The sequence below is a fragment of the Antarcticimicrobium luteum genome, from assembly GCF_004358185.1.
In the GTDB taxonomy this organism is placed as follows: domain Bacteria; phylum Pseudomonadota; class Alphaproteobacteria; order Rhodobacterales; family Rhodobacteraceae; genus Antarcticimicrobium; species Antarcticimicrobium luteum.
Genome location: NZ_SMUV01000072.1, coordinates 1 through 17,381, shown reverse-complemented (window position 1 = coordinate 17,381; position 17,381 = coordinate 1). Strand labels below are relative to the sequence as shown.

Here is a 17,381-nt window from a genome sequence, read left to right as displayed (position 1 = left end):
CCGGTGGATAAGCCTGTAAGACTCAGCCCCACCGGGTAGGGTTTACCTCATATGGTAGCATGGATCGCAATTTCCGCAACATATGGCGGGCGCCCAGTGATTCTCTCTGGCGTTATCCACAAACTGGCCACAGGGGCTGGCCGGGAAAGGTTACGCCTTGTGCTCTTCCTGCCACTTGCGCGGGTCATGAAGGAACTCCTCAACGCCGCGCAGGGTCTCGCGGCTGAAGGCGTTCGATTGCTTGGCCTCGGTCAGCACGTCCCACCAAGTGCACAGGTGATGCAGGCTGACGCCGTGATCGCCCAGCGTCTTCTCGGTCTCCGGGAAGATGCCGTAATAGAAGATGACCGCAGTATGGGCGCAGCTGGCGCCGGTGTCGCGGATGGCGTCCACAAAGGACAGCTTCGAGCCGCCGTCGGTGGTCAGATCCTCGACCAGCAGCACCCGCTGGCCTTCGGTCATCGCGCCCTCGATGCGGGCGTTGCGGCCGTAGCCCTTGGGCTTCTTGCGAACGTAGGTCATCGGCAGGCCCATCCGCTCGGCCACCAGCGCGGCAAAGGGGATGCCCGCGGTCTCGCCGCCGGCGATGTTGTCGAAGGCCTCGAAACCGGCGTTGCGCATCACCGTGACGGTCAGGAAATCCATCAGGGTGGACCGGATGCGGGGATAGGAGATCAACTTGCGGCAGTCGATGTAGGTGGGGCTCGGCAAACCGCTCGCCAGGGTAAAGGGCTCTTCCGCATTCAGATGCACCGCCTGAATCTCCAGCAGCATCCGCGCGGTCAGGCGGGCCATCTCTTCGGGCGAGGGATAGGAGGAGGGGATCATCGGCAAATCCTTTCGGGCGGCGGGGTTGCAGCGGCAATTACTGGAGCGGGGGGCAAAAGAAAAGCCCGCCGCGGCACGGGGCCGGGCGGGCGGTCGCTTTTGTGTCGGCCGGCGCTCAGAACAGGAAATCGTTGGCCGAAAGATCGGACATGGCGACACCGTCGAGGGTAATCGTGTTGCCGTTTCCATCGTCGATCACAGCGCTGCCGGAGACCTCGGACAGGTGGTTGTTCGACAGATCCCTGAAATTCCTGATGGGCGATACGGAGGACAGGTCGATCCGCTCCTTGGTGCCTGCGGTGTCGAAATCAAAGATCGTGTCGTCTCCGAACTTGCCGGAGAAAATAAAGCGGTCGGCGCCGCCATCCCCATAGAGCTTGTCGTTGCCGTTGCCGCCGTCGAGTTTGTCCTTGCCGGTGCCGCCAAAAAGAATGTCCTTGCCGGCAAGCCCTTTGAGGACGTCGTTGCCGCCTTCGCCTTCGATTATGTTCTTGCCGCCCGAACCGATGATCTTGTCTTTCGATTCCGTGCCGATCACGTTCTCGAAGTTCTTCAGCTTGTCGCTATCGCCGAACCCGTCGGTTGCCGTGCCCTTCTTGAGGTTCACGGTTACGCCATCGGTGCCGCCATACTTTGCGTCGCGGTCATAGCGCACAACGTCTTTGCCCTTGCCGCCGTTCAGCACGTCGTCGCCGCCCAGACCACGGATATGGTTGCCGCCCTTGTCACCAATGAGCGTATCGTCGAACAGGCTGCCGCGCAGCATTTCGATGCTGATCAGCGTGTCAGTGTCGCCCCAGCCGTCGGTCGCCGTTCCGGTGGCGAGATTGGCCGCCACGCCGGCGGGGTCGTCCTTGAAGGAGACCTGATCAAAGCCAACGCCGCCCTTGTAGGTGTCATTGCCTTCGGAGGAGATGAAATAGTCGTCGCCATAGCCGCCCGACAGCACATCCGGGCCGGCGGTGCCGCTGATGTCCTCATCGGCGCCCAGCACCGTGGTGCTCAGGATCTCGCCCCATTCGATCAGTTTGCCTTCGGCGAACGGACCGGTGCTGGGAACATAGTCGGCGGTGATATAGGTATCGGAATTGGCGAAGGCATCGAACTCTGCCATCGAGCTGAACGCGGGCAGCTCGTCGCCGCCCAGCACAAAATAATAGCGGGTGCCGTGGTAATAGCCTTCCGCGTCGTCACCCTTGCCCCAGTCGAGTTCGAGCAGGGTGGTGCTATGGCTGACGCCGCCCATGGTCCAGTCGATGGCGATGACGGAGGCGTCGACGTCCAGCGCGTACAGATTGTGGCCGTCGAGATCGAGGGTATAGGTGCCACTGGAAAGCGTGGTGTCGAAAACGGGGTAGCCGTCCGAATATCCGGTGACCACATAAGAGAAACCGGAGCCGGGCTCACCCGAAATATTGAAGGTCACGCTGGGGTGGAAGCTGACGCCATAGTCGTCTTCGTGATCCTCGGTGTCCTTGTAGTCGTAGGAAAAACCGGAAATGGAATAATAGGTTGTATAAGCAACTGAAGTCATCTGCCCGCCTTCTTAATCAAATAGATTCCAGACCATCGGCCAGCGACAGACGGTCACACCCGGACCGACGCTAGGAAAGAAATTCATACCCCGTCAAGTAAGGTTTTCCTGTAATAACAACGTGGTGCAGAGGAGCAGCGCCATGCAACCGGCGGGGGCTGCAAAACAGGACGCCGGTCGCGCAGAGGTGGAAAGCCGACCGGTGCGGCCGGGGCGGCTCAGACCACCCGCCAGTGCAGCGGGAAGCCCGGGTCGAACACCGTCACCGGGCCTTCGCCGGTTTCGATCCGCGCCGGGTAGGCGACCGGGGCGCCTTTTTCCAGCGTGATCCGGTCCTCATTCGCGGGCAGCCGGTAGAAGGCCGGACCGTTGAGCGAGGCGAAACCTTCGAGCCGGTCCAGCGCGCCTTCGCGTTCGAACACCTCGGCGAGAACGGACATGGTGTTGGTGGCGGTGAAGCAGCCGGCGCAGCCGCAGGCGCTTTGCTTGTTGGCGTCGGTATGCGGCGCGCTGTCGGTGCCGAGGAAGAAATGCGCATCCCCGCCGGTGGCGGCGGCGACCAGCGCCTGGCGGTGCTCTTCGCGCTTGGCGACCGGCAGGCAGTAGTAATGCGGGTGGATGCCGCCGACCAGGATGTGGTTGCGGTTGATCACCAGGTGATGCGCGGTGATGGTGCCGCCCATGTCGTCCTGTGATTTCACATAGTCGATGCCGTTGGCGGTGGTGATATGCTCCATCACCACGCGCAGCCCCGGCGTCGCCTTGCGGACCGGGTCGAGCACACGTTCGATGAACACCGCCTCGCGGTCGAAGATATCGACCTCCGGCGTGGTCACCTCGCCATGGACGCAAAGCGGCAGGCCGATCTCGGCCATCTTCTCCAGCACCGGACGCACCTTGTCGAAATCCTGCACACCGCTGGCCGAGTTGGTGGTGGCGCCCGCAGGATAGAGCTTGACCGCCGTGACAAGTCCGCTTTGCGCCGCCGCCGCCACGTCGTCCGGGTCGGTTTCCTCGGTCAGGTAGAGCGTCATCAGCGGTTCGAACGCCATCCCCTCGGGCAGCGCCGCCAGGATGCGGCCCCGATAGGCGGCGGCCTGCGCGCCGGTGACCACCGGCGGCACCAGGTTGGGCATGATGATGGCGCGGGCGAAATGGCGCGCGGTTTCGGGCAGGACACCGGCCAGCATGGCGCCATCGCGCAGATGCAGGTGCCAGTCGTCGGGACGGCGGAGCGTGAGGGTCTGTGTCATGTCGGTTCGCTAGCACAGGCACGCGGCGCGAACCAGAGGGGACACAGGGGCCAGGAGCCGGGCAGGGAGCGTGCGGCGAGGGGCGGACCCGCCGCCTGGCCGGTTATTGCGCTGGCGGCGGAGGCGCGCGAAAGGCGCCCTCTTCGGCCAGTTGCTCCAATTGGTCCAGCCGCCGGCGGAACCGCCGCGCCCGCAGCCGCGAGGTCACGTTGCGGCACAGCAGCATCGTCAGATAGAACCGTTCGTTCTGGTCCAGATGGTTCATCAGATTGCGTAGATAAACCCCGTTCTCGCGCCGTCCGCGGGACAGCTCGTAGAACTTCTGCTCGGTCAGCTTGGCGGCGCCTGCCAGCGACAGCAGGCGATAGAGGATCTTCATCTCGATGAGCTGTGTCTGCAGAGCACTGCCCATGAAGGGCAGCCGCAGGCGCGAGACGTTGGGCCGCGCGAACAGCGTGGCGTGCATCGCGTCCAGCGCCTGCCGCGGATCATATAGGACAAAGGCCTGTTCCGCCGCGTCCAGCATGTCGGGCGCATAGCCATAGCGCGAGGTGAAATCGATGCGCCGCATCTCGGTAAAGCGGTCGTCCCATTCGGTCATTCGCGGCGACAGCGTGGCTTGCGGCTGCACCGCGATCACGGTCGCGCCGGGCGAGGCCACCGAATAGGTCGCCGCGGCATACCCGCAGGGGCCGGCGCCGTAGAACAGCACGCGGTCGAAATCCTCGAAAAAGCCGTCGTCGATCAGCTGGTCGAAAAACGCATAGACGTCCTCGTCTCGGAACCAGGTATCGCCGTCGGAAATCAGGCACAGATGCGACCACCCCTGCGCCTTGACCATGTCGAAGCCAAAGGGCTGCGCGGTCTCCGACAGCGCCCGGATGCCCTGAATGGTCTCAAAGGTGACCAGCAGCGTCGCCTTCTTGTCGATGAAGGTGGCGAAATGGCGCTTGCCCAGTTCCTGCGACATGCCGTGCGCCTCGGCCTGCGCGATCAATGCGGCCTTCCACTCGGCCTTGCCGAGATCGGCGAGCGAGGCCTCGAACCCGTTCTCGTCGTCCTGGTTGTCGTGATCCTGGGTCATGCCGTCCTGCATCATGCAATCCTCAACTCGTCCAGCCACATGTCGGGCTGGTTCGGCGCAAGGTCAAGCTAGGGGCGGACTATGGCCGAAGTTGGGAATTCTCAGGTCCGTTTCCGGGTGGTTCTGTGGTGGGTGATCCCGGTGCCGGTCCGCCCCCCGGGCCATTGGCGCGCGGGGCGACCTGGCCATCGCCTCAGAACAGCGCGTGGCCGAGGTTGGCCAGCGCCGCGATCAGCAGCACCACAAAGGTCAGTGTCGCACCGCCGCCGCGCAGGGCGGGGATGTGCGGCAGCCGGCCCATGCCGAAGGCGTGCATCAGCCGGGCGATCAGCAGCGCCGCACCAAGGGCGTGGGTGCCCACCGCGGGCATGCCCTGCGCCTCGCCCAGCCCGATCAGGATCAGTCCCATCGGCACGTATTCGGCGAAATTGGCATGGGTGCGCATGGCGTTCTGCATCACCGGGTTGCCCTTGTCGCCGCTGGCGACCTTCTGGTTCACGCGAACCTTGACGACCCAGAGGCTGAGGCCGACATAGAAAAGGCCAAGCAGGCCTGCGTAGAGCGCGGTGAGGGTAAGGGGCATGTCCGGTGTCCTGTGGTTTCCTGCATCCGCCCGCGTCCTAGCCGGTCAATCGGGGAAAGGGAATAAGCGGCGCTGCGCGTGGCGCCGGGTGGTGCGGCGGTGCCGGCCCGGCCGTCTGGGTCCGCTAGCCCTGTTTCATGCGTCCCAGGTTGGCGAACCCGATCAGGGTGCGGGCCGAGGTGCGCGAGATCGGGCGCGAGGGCGGCGTCATCAGCAGCCGTGCGAACAGGGCGCGATAGGGCTCCATCTCCATCAGCTCCAGAAACCGCGCCTTGCGCCAGGCCACGGCCGCCTGATGCAGCCGGTCCAGTTCGGCATCCGCATGCAACTCGTCGCGCAGCGGCGCGCTGTGCGCTTCGATGCGCCGGATCGTCGTATCGGTCTCGGTGTTGAAGTTCCGCTCGACCCAGTAATCCAGATCCAGCATATGCTCGGAATGGACCGCGCGGCCGCGATCGGCCTTGAGGACAAAGCTTTCCATCGACCCCAAGGCATAGTGGTTGAGCTGCGCCAGCCCGTAATTCGGCCGCCCGTAGCTGTTGAAGATCCGGGTGAGCTTGAACTGATCGTCCAGCGCGCGCCCCTCGCCGTCGTACCAATGCGCCTCATGCAGCCGGTCCTTGTCCGGGCTGCGTGGCCGGTGAACGCCCAGCTTCCGGTAGATGCCGTCATTGCGATACAGCGTCTTGAACATCGCCGCGCGCCACGGCCAGTACATCACCGAGGGCGCGCAGCGGGTGAACGCCTCGGTCACTGGCTGGTCGCTGTAGCGCATCGTGTCCGCGTTGCCGAACAGCCGCCAGGTCAGGGTGATCGCGGTGGCCTGCGGCAGCGCTGCCAGCAGCGCGCCCAGCGTGTTGTCGCCGGCATGGATGTTGACGAATTCGTCGATATCCAGCGCCATGATCCAGTCGGCCCGTTTGACCAGCTTGTGCTTGTCCGCGTGCTTGAGCCCGGTGAACTGGATGCCGCCCTTGTCATAGGGGCCGTCATTGCGCACATGGGTCAGCCAGCCCATCTGTTCCAGCCGGTCGAGCATCAGGTCGGTGCCGTCCTGGCAATCGTTTGACAGCACCAGAAAGTCGGTAAAGCCGACGGCACGGTGATGGGCCAGCCATTCGATCAGAAACGCGGCCTCGTTTCGGACGGTCAGGACGGCCAGCGCGCGCATCTCACCAGTCGCGCCTGAAGGTCACGACCTTGCCCTGCGAGGCGCGCGGGAAATAGGTCAGCCCGGCCTCGGACATGGTGCGGAACACCGTTTGCGTGCCGCTCTGGCCGAACACCTGCGGGTGCAGCTCGACAATCGCCAGCCGCAGGCCGGAAAGGTCCATCAGCGGCAGCAGGGCCTGTTCCGCGCCCTCGATGTCGCAGACCAGCGCGGTCGGGCGGATTTCGTCGATCACCTTCGAGACTGCCCGCACCGGCACCCGTTCCCGGGCGATGACGCCGCCATGTTTGTCGCCCAGATCATCCGCCAGCGAGGAGGCGACGAAATCGCCCCGCACGTAAAAGGTGACCTCGCCCTCGGTCTCGCCGAGCAGGGCGTTGTGCACGGTCACGGTCTCGACGCCATTGGCCGCATGGACCGAGCGGATATAGGGGATCATCGCCGGGTTGGCCTCAAAGGCGTGGACCTGGCGCACCTTGATCCTCTTGGCCATCAGCGTGGACATATAACCCATGCCGGCGCCCAGCTCGATCACGGTGTCCGCGGGGCGGATCTGCGACAACACTGCTTCGCTTTCCTTCAGCTCATAGGCGTCGCCATGCAGCAGCCTGCGCCGCTTGCGGTCGATGACGCGGGGATCAAAGGGAAATTTCAGCCCGCGCGAGCGGATGAATTTCGGTCTGGTCCCGGTCGGCTCGGATCCGTCCATCGCTCAACTCTCCATATCGAGGGCCAGCGCGTAGGCGGCGCGCTCGGTCCCGGTCAGGAGGATCTCCAGAGCCTGTGCATACAGCTCCTGAAACTCCGGCTTTTCGTGCAACTCGGCCGCCTTGGCGTGGTGCCAGCCCAGCCCCTCCTCATGCAGCCCGCGCAGCCGGTCGTCGGCCATCAGCCGGTCGTACTCGGTGCGCAGCCGCGGCAGGTTGCGCTGGATCGTCAGATCGCGGGCATCGTCCCAGTCCATCCGGATCCAGTAGTTCAGCCCGATCGAGCGGTCCACATGCAGGGCGCGGCCGCGCTGGCGCTTGATCAGGAAACTCTCGGCCGAGCGCAGCGCATAGTGGTTGAGCTGGAGCAGATCGTAACCGACGGATCGCTTGGAGCTGCGCCAGCCGTTGTCGATCGCCTCCTTGGTCATGTCCTGACCCGATCCGTTGACCCAGAGCACCTTGTCGCGCTTGTCGTCGGCCAACTTGTTGGGGCGGTGGCAGCTCAGTTTCTGATAGGCGCCGATGTTCCTGAACAGCGTCTTGAATCCCCAGACGGTGTGCGGCTTGGGGCAGTATTTCGGCGCGCAGCGGTCGAACTGTTCGATGACGAAGCGGTCGTTCAGACGGGTCACCCCGCTGTGGCCGAACAGGCGCCAGGTCATTGCGACATTAGTGGCCTGCGGCACCGCGCCAAAGAAATCGGGCAGGGTGCCGTTGCCGCAGCGCACGTTGACGAATTCGTCAACGTCGATATGCATCAACCAGTCGGCGTTGCGCACCACGGGTTCCTTCAGCGACAGGTTCAGCGCGTGCTGCTGGGGGGATTTTCCGCGCCAGTCGTCGTTGATGCGATGCTCCAGCACGCCCATCTGCTGCAACCGGCCGAGGATCTCGTCGGTGCCGTCGGTGCAGTCGTTGGTGTAGATCAGGAAGTTGTCCACGCCGATGGCGCGGTGATAGGCGACCCATTCGACGATATAGGGCGCCTCGTTCTTCATGCAGCCGACGATGACAGTGCCGCTGGACCCCTCGGCCAGCGTGCGCGGCGGCAGCGGCGCATAGGGAGGCGCCGGCGCGTCCTCCCGCACCGTGCCCAGATCGTTGTGCGGAGCGTAGGGCGTGGTCTTCAGGTGGTGGAATTTCTCCACCGCCAGCGGCGGCAACACCCGCTGCGCCGTTTCGCTCAGCCCGTCCGGCGCTTTGGCGGCGGCGGGATCGGCGCCATGCCCGTTGACCTGCGCCAGATCGGCATGTTTGCGTTCGCGTTCCGCCTTCGAGGCCTGCTCGATCGGCTCAATGAAACAGCTCAGATATTGCGTGGCGCGATAACCGCGCCCGGGGTCCGGTTCCTGCCAGTCGGGCAGGGGCGCATCGGGCGCAAGGGCGTCGCCGAGCGCGGGATGCGCGGCCACCAGCGCCCCCGCGTCCGCGGCGAACCGCGCCGAGACGGGGGACAGCGCGCCGGCGGCGAGGGCGGCGCCGTCGATGGCGATCTCGTCGAGAAAACCGCGCCACATCGGGCGGGGCAGGATCCGCGCGTGATCCTCGAGCACCCGCAGCAGCAGCGCGTTGAGCTGGCGCGCGCGCGCCAGCCAGGCGGCGGAGGGGGCTGGCGGTTCGTGCGCCGGGTCCGCCTTGCCGATGGTTGGGGCAAGACCGAAGGTGGCGCGCAGCTCCTCCGTCGCCTCCGGCCCGTAGACCCGCGCCGGGTCATGGGCGCGCAGCGTGACCGAGCCGGCGCCGAACACGCTTTCCCAGAACCGCACCAGCGCGGCGCTGTCGATCCAGAACGGCGGTGCCTGGGTCTCCAGAAACTGCCCGCCCGCCGGGTCGGGCGCCGGCGCGGCGGCCAGGCTGTCGGCCCACCAGTCGCCGCCTGTGCGGGCCATTTCGATCTCGCGGCCGAGCGGGGCCGCGCGCCCCTCCAGCACCTGGCCGGCATAGGCGCGGGCCAGTGCGCGGGCGGGTTCGTCCACATGGGCGATGATGCGGATATCCCCGGACAGCGGCGTCAGCAGCGCCCTGAGCCGTTCCAGCTCAGAGGTGCGGCAGAGCCCGCTTCCCAGTTGCTCGGCCGCCAGGATCAGGATATCCGGCCGCGCCTTTTCAACATCCTGCGCCAGCGTCCGCCCCAGCATGCGATACAGCGTCTCCTGCTTGTCCGGTGCGATGAAGCCGCGGTTGAAGCGCAACGGGTCGATATGGTCGGCGTCGCTCACCGCCATGAACAGCCGCGTGTGGTTCTTCGCCCCCGGCGAACGCGGGAACAGGATGCCCTTGTCCTTCAGTTGCGCACGTTTGGCGTCCAGCACCTGGAACAGCTGGTCGGCGCCCATGTATTGCGGGCCGATATGCAGGTAGATGCGCATCAGGACAGCCCCAGCCGGGCGATCATCGCCGCCTCTTGCGGCGGCAGGGTGGGGGCCGCGCGCAACTGATCGCGCATGCGGCGATAGGCGGGCTGCTCCAGCAGGGCGTCGCGGCGGGCGCAATGCATCCGCACCGCTTGCTCATGCAGCGCGCCGATCTCCGGGTCGGACTTCAGCTCGTGCAGTGCCGCGCGCAGGGCGGGCAGAAACCGGTGGATGCTGGTATCCTGCCAGGCCGGATCGTTGCGCTCGCGCCAATAGGTGTCGTCAAAGGCGCGGTTTTCGCGGTTGACGTCGCCACGGTCGTTCTTGACGAGATAACTGTCCAGCGAGCGTAGCGCGTAGTGGTTCAGCGTGGCCAGATCCCGCGCGCCCCGGGCGGGAAACTTGCGGATGCGGCCGGGATTGGCCGCGATCAGGAACTTGTAGGGCACCGGCCGCCCCGAGCCGTCGGTCCAGCGAGGCCGTGCCTCCCGCGGCAGGTCGCGGCGGAAAAACGGCCGATGCGCGCCGAAGTATTGCAGTGGAAAGTCCTGCCGCACCAATGTTTTGACCTCCGACGACAGGTCAGCGCACCAGATGTCTGGGTTATGACTATGGGTGAACTGGGCGATCACCGGCTCGTCCTCGAACCGCTCGATCCCGCCGTTGGCAAAGAACTGGAAGCTGACAGAGATCGCCTGCGGATCGCCGCAGGCGTCGATCAGCGCCGGGATCCTGTGGTCCCCGACATGGATGTTCAGAAACTCGTCCACATCGGCGATCCAGACCCAGTCGGCCTGTTTCACCACCGGCTGATGGGCGGCATGCTTCAGCGCCTCCATCTGATAGTTGCGCCCCCTGGCCGGGTTGGGCAGGTGCGTCACCAGCCCGCGCGCGGCCAGCGCATCCAGCAGCCGGTCGGTGCCATCGGAACAGTCGTTGGAATAAAACAGGTGATCGCTCACCCCGATCAGGCGGTTGAAGGCGATCCATTCCAGCAGGAACGGCCCCTCGTTCTTCACGCAGGTCACCGCGGTGATCCGCATGTCGCCTCCTTTGCTGGCCGCTGCCGCCGATCTGGCACCGCCGCCTCTGCTCACTCATTATTTCGGGCGGGTTGATCCCGCCATTCTTGCCCAGACAATCGCAGCTTGGACCGGAGGCGTCAACGGCGGCGTCATGGGGTGTGTCGCGCGGCCCGGCTTGACCCGCGCGCCATCTCGTGCCCTGTTCGGCGCAGGGAGGAGCCGCATGCAGATACCGCAATCCATCGACGAGGTGCAGGCGCTGTTGGCCGCGCAGGACTATGTCTGCGACCGGGCGCTGGGCACCGTCGCCTTTCTGGCGCTGAAACTGGGCCGGCCGCTGTTTCTGGAGGGCGAGGCAGGCACCGGAAAGACCGAGATCGCCAAGGCGCTGGCCGCCGGGCTGAACCGCCGGCTGATCCGGCTGCAATGCTATGAGGGGCTGGACGCGGCGAGCGCCGTCTACGAATGGAACTTTCCCGCCCAGATGATTGCCATCCGCACCGCCGAGGCCGAGGGCAACGCCGACCGCGACCTGCTGCAACGGGAATTGTTCAGCGCCGATTATCTGATCGAACGGCCGCTGTTGCAGGCGATGCGGCCCGACGAGCATGGCGCGCCGGTGCTGCTGATCGACGAGCTGGACCGCACCGACGAGCCGTTCGAGGCCTTTCTGCTGGAGGCGTTGTCGGATTTCCAGGTCACCATCCCCGAGCTCGGCACCATCGCCGCGCCCGAACCACCGATCGTCATCGTCACCTCGAACCGCACGCGCGAGGTGCACGACGCGCTCAAGCGGCGCTGTCTCTATCACTGGGTCGACTACCCCGATTTCGACCGCGAGATCGAGATATTGCACGCCCGCGCGCCCGAGGCGACCCAGGCGCTGAGCCGCGAGGTGGTCGCCTTTGTCCAGAAACTCAGGACCGAGGATCTGTTCAAGAAACCCGGCGTGGCCGAGACCATCGACTGGGCCAAATGCCTGCTGGCGCTTGACGTGATCTCGCTCAGCCCACAGGTGATCGCCGACACGCTGGGCGCGATCCTGAAATACCAGGACGACATTCAGCGCCTGCAGGGCTCCGAGGCAAAACGCATCCTCGACGAGGTGCGGGCCGAGCTGGCCCCGGCATGAGGGCAGGTCGCCCCGGTGGTCATCTGATTGGCCCGGGGGTCAGCCCGGGCCGCGCCCGACCCTCCCCCCGGGAGGGCGCCTTTTCACCGTTGTGCGCCGAAGGAAAGACCGGCAGGACGACGTTGGCTTGCGTCCTTCAGAAGGGGCGGAGCGCCCACCCAGGGTCGGGCGCGTCCCTTCGCGCATTGTTCAAACACCTTCGGGGTGTCGCCGCTGCGGACTCGGAGCCGTTCTTCAGATGGTTTTCGAGACCCGTCTCCCTATACGATCTGGCCCGACCCTCCGCCCTCGATGCCGGAGCGTGTCATGCCTGAATACCCCGCCCTCGACATCCCCGAAGACGGCAAGCTCATCCATAACATCGCCTGGTTCGCCCGCGCCCTGCGCAAGGCCGGGCTGCCGATCGGCACCGGGCGGGTGATCGACGCCATCCGCGCGGTCGAGGCGGCGGGGTTCACCTCGAAAAGCGATTTCTTCTACACGCTGCGCGCCTGTTTCGTCTCGCGCCCCGAACAGGCGCAGGTGTTTGCGCAAGTGTTCCGCCTCTACTGGCGCGATCCGCGCTACATGGAGCACATGATGGCGATGATGCTGCCCGCCGTGCGCGGCGTGCAGGAGGAGCGTGCGGCGCAGGCCGCCGAGAAACGCGCAGCCGAGGCGCTGCTGGACGGGGCAGAGGGCGACCTGCCCGGGATCGAAAATCCCGCCCGCGAGGACGAGGTTCAGATCGAGATCGACGCCTCCCGCACCATGTCGGGCGAGGAGCGGCTGCGCAGCCTCGATTTCGAACAGATGAGCACCGAGGAGATCGCCCGCGCCAAGCGGATGCTCGCCCGGCTCACCCTGCCGGTCAAACCGATCGCCTCGCGCCGGGCGCAGACCAGCCATAGCGGCCGCCGCTACGACCTGCGCCGCTCCCTGCGCGAAGCGATGCGGCGCGGCGGCGAGATGGGCCGGCTGCACCGGGTCGAGCCGCGGCCGCGCTGGCCCAATCTGGTGGTGCTGTGCGACATCTCCGGCTCGATGAGCCAGTACAGCCGCATGGTGCTGCATTTCCTGCACGCGGTCTCCAACGCCAAAGGGCAGGGCTGGGCCAAGGTGCACGCCTTTACCTTCGGCACCCGGCTGACCAATATCACCCGCCACCTGCGCCAGCGCGATGTCGATGCCGCGCTCGCCGCCGCCGGCGCCGAGGCGCAGGACTGGGAGGGCGGCACGCGGATCGGTCAGTGCCTGCATCAGTTCAACCGCGACTGGTCGCGGCGGGTGATGGGGCAGGGGGCGGTGGTGCTGCTGATCACCGACGGGCTTGACCGCGACGACCCCGGTCAACTGGGGCGAGAGATGGAGCGGCTGCAACTGTCGTCGCGCCAGCTGATCTGGCTCAACCCGCTGCTGCGCTGGGAGGGGTTCGCGCCGAAGGCCCGCGGCATCGCCGCCATGCTGCCGCATGTGGACAGCTTTCGTGCCGGTCACAACATCGCCGCGTTGGAGGATCTGGCCGAGGCGCTGTCGCGCCGCGACGATCCGGGCGACAAGGCGCGGCTGATGGGGCTGCTCTAGGCGGGCAGCCCCCCCGCGCCCCTTTTTGTACAGAGAACTTGATCTGAATCATTCTAAAATCGGAATGTGACTAATATTGTGGCGCCACAAAGCAATTCTGCGAAAGGAATGGACATGACGCTGAACTGGAAAATCGGCGGCTTGCTTCTGGGGCTGGTGTTCTTCGCCGCGGTCCTGCTGGTCAAGCCGATCGGTGTCTCGACTCAGTTCGTCATCCTCGACGGGATCGTCGCCGACATGGTGAACCCCGATCTGGTGACGCAGACGGACGAGGGCTATACCTCGACCAATGCCTATCTGGCCAAGTCGAAGGGCAAATACGCCAAATCGGTCGCCAATCCCCTCAACTACAGCTTCATCTTCGTGATCGCCATGGTGGTCGGCGGGTTCGTCTCGGTGATGATGCGCGGCGGGCTGGACAAGGCCGAACGGACGATGCCCGCGCTGTGGCGCGCGAATTTCGGTGACAGCGCGGCCAAGCGCAACCTCGCGACCTTCGTCGGCGGCTTCATCGTGCTCTATGGCGCACGGCTGGCTGGCGGCTGCACCTCGGGGCACATGATGTCGGGGATGATGCAGACCTCGCTCTCGGGCTACATCTTTGCGCTGGGCGCGTTCGCGGCGGCGGTTCCGGTGGCCATGATGCTTTACAAGAAGGAGGCCTGAGCCATGACCTCGATCATTCTCGCAATCGTTCTGGGTGTCGCATTCGGCTTTGTGCTGGACCGGATCGGCGCCACCAACCCGACAGTCATCGGGCGGATGCTGAACCTGACCAATCTGAGCCTGGCCAAGACCATCGTGCTGGCCATCGGCGTCGGGTCCGTGCTGATGTTCGGCGGCCAGATGCTGGGGCTGGTGAGTGTGGGCCACATGTCGGTCAAGGCCGCCTATATCGGCGTCTTCATCGGCGGTCTGATGCTGGGTGCCGGCTGGGCGCTGGCGGGGTTCTGCCCCGGCACCGGCGTGGTTGCGGCTGGCTCTGGCCGCAAGGACGCGCTGTTCTTCATCGCCGGCGGCCTGCTGGGCGCTGCCGCCTATATGGTTACCTACCCGTCGTGGAAGGCCAGCGGCCTGCTGGACAGCATCGCTGGCGGCAAGGTCACCCTGGGCACCGTGCCGGGATCGAAGTTCGAGGGGATCACCGCCCTGCCGGGCGATATCCTCGGCATCGTGCTGGGGCTCGGCTTCATCGTGCTGGCCTTTGCCCTGCCGGATCGTCTGGCCGGGCAGCCCGGAGGCGCGGCGCGGCAGCCGGCCGAGTAACGCCCGAATTCCGGAGCCCGACAGGGTTCCGGATCCGTGGTCGTCCCCAATGGCCACGCGCAAGCGGCCCGGTTTCGTGTTCCTTCCGGGCCGCTTTTGCCCCCTTCGCCGGGGGGTTTTCGTTTGCGAACCTCCTTTTACCGCAGGAACCGGGTCGCCCGAATTGGCCTGCACGGCCTACCCCTCTGGCATTCAAACCTCAGAGGAGAGTTGCGCGATGACCCTTCACTTCCACCCCTATGACAGTGTCTTTGTCGCCAGCGTGCGCGCCGGCGGTCCCGATGACTGTGGCAACCCGGCCGAACACGCGGTCTCGGACGGCGGCGGCAATCCCTGCCGCCACTGCCTGCGCCATATCCCCAAGGGCGCGCCGATGCTGATCCTGGCCGCGCGTCCGTTTCCGGCGCCGCAAACCTATACCGAGACCGGGCCGATCTTTTTGTGCGCGGACAGCTGTGCGCCCTGGAGCGGCACGGGCGTGCCGGAGATCCTGACCACCGCGCCCGACTATCTGCTCAAGGGCTACGGCGCGGATCACCGCATCGTCTACGGCACCGGCAAGGTGGTGCCGGCCGATCAACTGCCCGCCTACGCCGCGCGCTTGCTGCAAGCCCCGCGGATCGCCTATGTTGACGTGCGTTCGTCCCGCAACAACTGTTTCCAGGCCCGCATCACGGAGCGACCATGACCGACACCTTCGATACTATCCCCGAGACCGCCCTGGCCTGGCACCGCGACGGCCGCGGCGCCGTGCTGGCCACGGTGGTTCAGACCTGGGGCAGCGCCCCGCGCCGGGTCGGGGCGCAGCTGGCGATTTCCGGCGCCGGTGAGATCGCCGGTTCGGTCTCGGGCGGCTGTGTCGAGGGCGCGGTGATCGTCGAGGCGCAGGAGGCGCTGGAGGCGGGCGCGCACCGTCTGCTGGAATTCGGGGTGAGCGATGACGACGCCTTTGCCGTCGGGCTGGCCTGCGGCGGAACCATCCGGGTTCTGGTGGAGCCGGTCGGCTCGGCCATCCCAGAGGATCTGTTGGCGGAACTGGTCGCGGCGCGGGAGGCGCGGCAGGCCGTCGCCTATGAGGTCAACCTGGAAAGCGGCGTTCGCAGATTGTTGCACGAGGCCTATCCGGAGCGGATGCGGATGGATCGCTCCGGCTTTGAGGATGATGGGCAAACCTTTGTATCCATTCACAATCCGCCGCTGCGCCTGATCGTGGTGGGGGCCGTGCACATTGCCCAGGCGCTGGTGCCGATGGCGCGCATCGCGGGGTATGACCCGGTGGTGATCGACCCGCGCGAGGCCTTTGCCTCGCCCGTGCGGTTTCCCGATGTGACCTTGATGCACGACTGGCCGGACGAGGCGGTCGCGCAACTGGGGCTGGACGCGCGCACCGCGCTGGTGCTGCTGACCCATGATCCGAAACTGGACGATCCGGCGCTGGAGGCCGGGCTGCGGGCCGCGTGTTTCTATATCGGCGCGCTGGGCTCGACCCGGACCCATGCGAGCCGCGTGGCGCGGATGAAGCAGGAGGGGTTCCGCGACGACGAGATCGCCCGCATTCACGGGCCGATCGGGCTGGATATCGGCGCGGCGGGGCCAGCCGAGATTGCGGTTTCGATCCTGGCACAGATGACCGCGGTGCTGCGCGGGCGCGCCGGATGAAGTTCGGCCCGGTTGCGGTTCCAGAGGCGGGGGGCGCCCTTCTGGCGCATTCCGTCAAGCTTGAAAAATCAAAGTTCAAAAAGGGGTTGCGGCTGGAACCTCATCATCTGGAACAGCTTGTTGCGGCGGGCATCGAAGAGGTGATCGTCGCCCGGCCAGACCCCGATGACCTGCATGAGAACGAGGCGGCCGGGCGGCTTGCCGCGGCACTGGTGCCGGACCCCGAGGCGGTCGGGCTGCGGCTGACCGCGCCGTTCACCGGGCGGGTGAACGTGGTGGCGTCGGGGCCGGGGGTGGCCTGTCTGGAGGTGGCGGCGCTGGAGAGGTTCAACCGGGTTGATCCGATGATCACCATCGCGACGGTGCCGCCGTTTCAACAGATGGCGCCGGGCGGCATGGTGGCGACCATCAAGGTGATTTCGTTTGCCGTTTTGGAACAACAGGTTAGCCAAGCCTGCGCGGCGGCGCGGGGGGCGTTGCGGCTGGCGCGGCCGGTCTATGAGACGGCGTCGCTGATCATCACCCAGGTGCCCGGCGGGCCGGGCGAGGAAAAGGGCCGCAGGGCGATCGAGGATCGGCTGAAAGCGTTGGAAATTCAATTGGTTGACTGCGTGAGCGTGGCGCATCGCGGGACCGATCTGGTGGCGGCGATGGCGGCCGCGAAGGGGCAGATGGTGCTGGTGCTGACCGGCTCGGCCACCATGGACATCGACGATGTGGCGCCGCTGGCTCTGCGCCAGGCGGGCGGGCGGGTGGAGCGGTTCGGGATGCCAGTCGATCCCGGTAACCTCTTGTTTCTTGGGGATTTAGCCGGGCGTCCGGTGATCGGTCTGCCGGGCTGCGCGCGCTCGCCAGCGCTGAACGGGGCGGATTGGGTGCTGTCCCGGGTCGCCTGCGGGCTGGAGGTGACGGGAGACGATATTGCCGCGATGGGGGTCGGTGGGCTGCTGAAGGAGATCCCGACACGGCCGCAGCCCCGGGCGGGGCGCAAGGCCGGATCGTAGAGTCTTCGGGCCGTTTTGTACGGTTTGCCGCCGCCCCGTCGGGGCCGGATCGGGCGGGTTGGGGAATTTTCGGAGCGTTTTGTACAGTTTTGGGTTTGACGAGTTTTGAGCGGCCTTAAGGCAGTCTGAAACGACGCGAAGTCTTCTTTCTTCCCCTCACGCCAAGGAGCGAGCCGCGCAAGCGCCGGACCGCGGGGACGGTCCGGCGCTTGCGC

At 66.0% G+C, this 17,381-nt stretch carries 16 protein-coding genes; 7 read left to right on the top strand and 9 right to left on the bottom strand.

The window, feature by feature from the left end; translation table 11 throughout:
- Positions 1-150: 150 nt before the first annotated feature.
- The 9 genes from E1832_RS17200 to E1832_RS17160 form a co-directional block, all read right to left on the bottom strand.
- Positions 151-828 carry an orotate phosphoribosyltransferase gene (locus E1832_RS17200; protein ID WP_133361008.1) on the bottom strand — a complete coding sequence of 226 codons (678 nt, stop codon included), beginning with the start codon at positions 826-828 and terminating at the stop codon, positions 151-153.
- Positions 829-943: 115 nt separating this feature from the next.
- Positions 944-2,362, bottom strand: a complete 1,419-nt coding sequence (locus tag E1832_RS17195) for a calcium-binding protein (protein ID WP_133361007.1) — start codon at positions 2,360-2,362, stop codon at positions 944-946.
- A 218-nt stretch (positions 2,363-2,580) separates the two neighbouring features.
- Positions 2,581-3,615: a dihydroorotase gene (gene pyrC / locus E1832_RS17190; RefSeq protein WP_133361006.1), complete on the bottom strand. Its 1,035-nt coding sequence runs from the start codon at positions 3,613-3,615 to the stop codon at positions 2,581-2,583.
- Positions 3,616-3,718: 103 nt separating this feature from the next.
- Entirely contained in the window at positions 3,719-4,699 is a 981-nt protein-coding gene (locus tag E1832_RS17185) for a phosphoadenosine phosphosulfate reductase (protein ID WP_133361238.1), read from the bottom strand.
- Positions 4,700-4,892: 193 nt separating this feature from the next.
- Entirely contained in the window at positions 4,893-5,282 is a 390-nt protein-coding gene (locus E1832_RS17180; protein ID WP_133361005.1) for an MAPEG family protein, read from the bottom strand.
- A gap of 124 nt (positions 5,283-5,406) precedes the next feature.
- Complete coding sequence (locus E1832_RS17175) at positions 5,407-6,453, bottom strand: glycosyltransferase family 2 protein (protein ID WP_133361004.1); 1,047 nt, start codon at positions 6,451-6,453, stop codon at positions 5,407-5,409.
- 1 nt (position 6,454) lies between these two features.
- On the bottom strand, positions 6,455-7,162 hold the full coding sequence (locus E1832_RS17170; RefSeq protein WP_133361003.1) for an FkbM family methyltransferase: 708 nt from the start codon (positions 7,160-7,162) through the stop codon (positions 6,455-6,457).
- Between the two features lie 3 nt (positions 7,163-7,165).
- Complete coding sequence (locus E1832_RS17165) at positions 7,166-9,532, bottom strand: glycosyltransferase family 2 protein (protein WP_133361002.1); 2,367 nt, start codon at positions 9,530-9,532, stop codon at positions 7,166-7,168.
- On the bottom strand, positions 9,532-10,560 hold the full coding sequence (locus E1832_RS17160) for a glycosyltransferase family 2 protein (protein WP_133361001.1): 1,029 nt from the start codon (positions 10,558-10,560) through the stop codon (positions 9,532-9,534). The genes E1832_RS17165 and E1832_RS17160 overlap by 1 nt, the downstream gene beginning before the upstream one ends.
- Positions 10,561-10,765: 205 nt before the next feature.
- Here E1832_RS17160 and E1832_RS17155 point away from each other — a divergent pair, with 205 nt between their 5' ends.
- The 7 genes from E1832_RS17155 (at position 10,766) to E1832_RS17125 (ending at position 17,166) form a co-directional block, all read left to right on the top strand.
- The gene (locus E1832_RS17155; RefSeq protein WP_133361000.1) at positions 10,766-11,674 is read left to right on the top strand and encodes an AAA family ATPase; all 909 of its coding nucleotides are present in this window, start codon (positions 10,766-10,768) and stop codon (positions 11,672-11,674) included.
- 306 nt (positions 11,675-11,980) lie between these two features.
- Positions 11,981-13,237: a vWA domain-containing protein gene (locus E1832_RS17150; RefSeq protein ID WP_133360999.1), complete on the top strand. Its 1,257-nt coding sequence runs from the start codon at positions 11,981-11,983 to the stop codon at positions 13,235-13,237.
- 108 nt (positions 13,238-13,345) lie between these two features.
- Positions 13,346-13,903 carry a YeeE/YedE thiosulfate transporter family protein gene (locus E1832_RS17145; protein ID WP_245514027.1) on the top strand — a complete coding sequence of 186 codons (558 nt, stop codon included), beginning with the start codon at positions 13,346-13,348 and terminating at the stop codon, positions 13,901-13,903.
- Positions 13,904-13,906: 3 nt separating this feature from the next.
- Positions 13,907-14,503: a DUF6691 family protein gene (locus E1832_RS17140; protein ID WP_133360998.1), complete on the top strand. Its 597-nt coding sequence runs from the start codon at positions 13,907-13,909 to the stop codon at positions 14,501-14,503.
- A 217-nt stretch (positions 14,504-14,720) separates the two neighbouring features.
- Entirely contained in the window at positions 14,721-15,191 is a 471-nt protein-coding gene (locus tag E1832_RS17135) for a DUF1203 domain-containing protein (protein ID WP_133360997.1), read from the top strand.
- Complete coding sequence (locus E1832_RS17130; RefSeq protein WP_133360996.1) at positions 15,188-16,162, top strand: XdhC family protein; 975 nt, start codon at positions 15,188-15,190, stop codon at positions 16,160-16,162. The genes E1832_RS17135 and E1832_RS17130 overlap by 4 nt, the downstream gene beginning before the upstream one ends.
- Positions 16,159-17,166, top strand: coding sequence for a molybdopterin-binding protein (locus E1832_RS17125; protein WP_133360995.1), 1,008 nt, complete (start codon positions 16,159-16,161; stop codon positions 17,164-17,166). Before E1832_RS17130 ends, E1832_RS17125 begins: the two co-directional genes overlap by 4 nt.
- Positions 17,167-17,381 lie beyond the last annotated feature (215 nt).

Bases quoted from the DNA above. Each gene is read 5' to 3' on its own strand.
- E1832_RS17170 (WP_133361003.1), bottom strand. From the start codon at position 7,162: ATGGACGGATCCGAGCCGACCGGGACCAGACCGAAATTCATCCGCTCG.
- E1832_RS17175 (WP_133361004.1), bottom strand. From the start codon at position 6,453: ATGCGCGCGCTGGCCGTCCTGACCGTCCGAAACGAGGCCGCGTTTCTG.
- E1832_RS17155 (WP_133361000.1), top strand. From the start codon at position 10,766: ATGCAGATACCGCAATCCATCGACGAGGTGCAGGCGCTGTTGGCCGCG.
- E1832_RS17160 (WP_133361001.1), bottom strand. From the start codon at position 10,560: ATGCGGATCACCGCGGTGACCTGCGTGAAGAACGAGGGGCCGTTCCTG.
- E1832_RS17130 (WP_133360996.1), top strand. From the start codon at position 15,188: ATGACCGACACCTTCGATACTATCCCCGAGACCGCCCTGGCCTGGCAC.
- E1832_RS17180 (WP_133361005.1), bottom strand. From the start codon at position 5,282: ATGCCCCTTACCCTCACCGCGCTCTACGCAGGCCTGCTTGGCCTTTTC.
- E1832_RS17135 (WP_133360997.1), top strand. From the start codon at position 14,721: ATGACCCTTCACTTCCACCCCTATGACAGTGTCTTTGTCGCCAGCGTG.
- E1832_RS17195 (WP_133361007.1), bottom strand. From the start codon at position 2,362: ATGACTTCAGTTGCTTATACAACCTATTATTCCATTTCCGGTTTTTCC.
- E1832_RS17200 (WP_133361008.1), bottom strand. From the start codon at position 828: ATGATCCCCTCCTCCTATCCCTCGCCCGAAGAGATGGCCCGCCTGACC.
- E1832_RS17185 (WP_133361238.1), bottom strand. From the start codon at position 4,699: ATGACCCAGGATCACGACAACCAGGACGACGAGAACGGGTTCGAGGCC.
- E1832_RS17145 (WP_245514027.1), top strand. From the start codon at position 13,346: ATGGACATGACGCTGAACTGGAAAATCGGCGGCTTGCTTCTGGGGCTG.
- E1832_RS17150 (WP_133360999.1), top strand. From the start codon at position 11,981: ATGCCTGAATACCCCGCCCTCGACATCCCCGAAGACGGCAAGCTCATC.
- pyrC (WP_133361006.1), bottom strand. From the start codon at position 3,615: ATGACACAGACCCTCACGCTCCGCCGTCCCGACGACTGGCACCTGCAT.
- E1832_RS17165 (WP_133361002.1), bottom strand. From the start codon at position 9,532: ATGCGCATCTACCTGCATATCGGCCCGCAATACATGGGCGCCGACCAG.
- E1832_RS17125 (WP_133360995.1), top strand. From the start codon at position 16,159: ATGAAGTTCGGCCCGGTTGCGGTTCCAGAGGCGGGGGGCGCCCTTCTG.
- E1832_RS17140 (WP_133360998.1), top strand. From the start codon at position 13,907: ATGACCTCGATCATTCTCGCAATCGTTCTGGGTGTCGCATTCGGCTTT.